Source organism: Rickettsiales endosymbiont of Peranema trichophorum, from assembly GCF_004210275.1.
Taxonomy (GTDB): domain Bacteria; phylum Pseudomonadota; class Alphaproteobacteria; order Rickettsiales; family Midichloriaceae; genus RICK02.
The window spans coordinates 1-1,921 of sequence record NZ_SCFA01000113.1 but is presented as its reverse complement, the minus strand read 5'-3'; the positions used below and the strand labels follow the sequence as shown (position 1 = coordinate 1,921).

General features: G+C 42.1%; 1 protein-coding gene. It reads right to left on the bottom strand.

Annotation, left to right across the window (positions count from 1 at the left end):
• Positions 1–1,870 (bottom strand): sodium:solute symporter family protein (locus EDM53_RS05490; protein ID WP_130122655.1); only part of this gene is annotated, 1,870 nt, incomplete at its 3' end.
• Positions 1,871–1,921 lie beyond the last annotated feature (51 nt).

Here is a 1,921-nt window from a genome sequence, read left to right as displayed (position 1 = left end):
TGAAGCTCAGCCAATCCATAAATATCGATAGTATAAGCATTCCCAGTGTAAAGTGCGCTATGTAAAAAATATTGCCGTGGTTAAGAAACAGCATCGATGCAGATAACATAGGGAGCGACAATAGCATCACGCTGTACCAGTACAGCGGCATAAACCTAGCTCTCCACTCCTTAGGGCAGTACTCACACAAACACAGCAAAATCGCCAACACAGCGCCAGTAATAGACAACTCCATCAGAGGGTTGTACTGAGCGTAAGCAAGCTCAGATTCCACAAGCAGCGGATAAAGGCAAAACAACACAAGCACTATCCCCGATATCTCAAACTGAGGGTGAAAGCGTTTCGTTTGATTTCTAGTGAACAACAGTATCTTTGCGAATGATAAGTCACGTATTCCACGATACACTTGCACAAACACAGAAGGCTTCTTAGGCATAACGTAAGGCCGTTCTTGCCTCTCCTTCAAAAGCTTCTCCTCGAGCTTTGGCATTCTGACCCCATACCATAGCTGTAGATAGTGTGAAGTAAACAAGCCTATACAGGCTCCTATGATACCGGTCGCAATGCTAATAATAGAGAACTTACCATCCAAGTGGGCTCCAAGGCAGCTAAATAGTATGGCAGTAATAACTCCTGTAAGGAAACTAGGTACGTTGCTTCTGAAACCTAGAAAGCCTGTGACCATTGGTACTAGTATAATTGGATCCCAAAAATTATATATTAACCAGGACAATTCTAGTATTCCTTCGGCATTAGAAGCTATAGTAATCGCTAGTATCCCTACTACAGTAGTTGAAAGCCGTGCGATCCAAAGCTCTTGCCAATCCGTCAATTTTGGGAATATCATCTTAGCAATGTCGTGCGCACACAAAACGGATGTAGTGTTTAACCAAGAGTCTGCTGTTGACATCATTACTGCTATCATTCCCGCTATCATGAGACCCTTAATGCCTACGCACAGATATCTGTCTATAAACGTCACAAATACAAACTTAGACTCAAGATCTGGAGACTGAACCTGCATAATAAAACCAATCATACATATCACTATTAAAAGTGGTAAATGGAGAAATGTGATGATGTTAAGAGATTTTGCAAGTTGTTTTGGATTGTTGGACATCAGGAACCTTTGAATAAAAGAACCTCCATTTAATGGCAATAGGAAAAGTATAAAGCTCACAAACAGCCACAATTGCTTACCTTCCAAATTGAATGTTGTATGTGTTGCTGGGACTTTGTTGTACAGAGCGGTCAGGCCCCCTACATCCTGTAGTGCAAAAAAGCAGGCTGTTGGAATAGCAACATAGAACACCACAAATTGCACCACATCCGTCAAGGCAACCGCTCTAATTCCTCCAAAGGCAGAGTAAATTATCAGCACTCCCATACCCACTGCAATACCTGGCGACCGCCCTATACCCAGGAAATAGTCAAGTATGTCGCCTATAGCAAGAGCTTGCGTTGCTATGACTCCCAGAGACAACACTATAGATGCAATAGTTGTTACCCATCTACCAGTACTTCCATATAGGGTATACATGATATCGCTAATAGTAAGACATCCATAAAACTGTGCGACGTTTACGTATATCTTTGCCATAATCATCCAGACAAAGGCTCCAGCAGTTCTTGCAAGCGCAAAGAATATACCCATTGTATACACCTTCTCTACAGTACCCATAGTGGAACTTGCACTCAGATATGTCGCAAAGATTGTACAAACTAAAACCACTGTTGATACAGAACCACTCCCAAGGGCGTACTCTCTTATGTTCTTGATCTCGGTGGCTTTCCAAAATGCTACTACTAAACAGCCGACTAAGTACGCTACTATTATTCCTACATCCAGTGCCGCTAAGTTTCCTAGCATTCTATATACTCATGTGTATTAAGGTTCCAAATATAAGAGGCATCAGGAGTA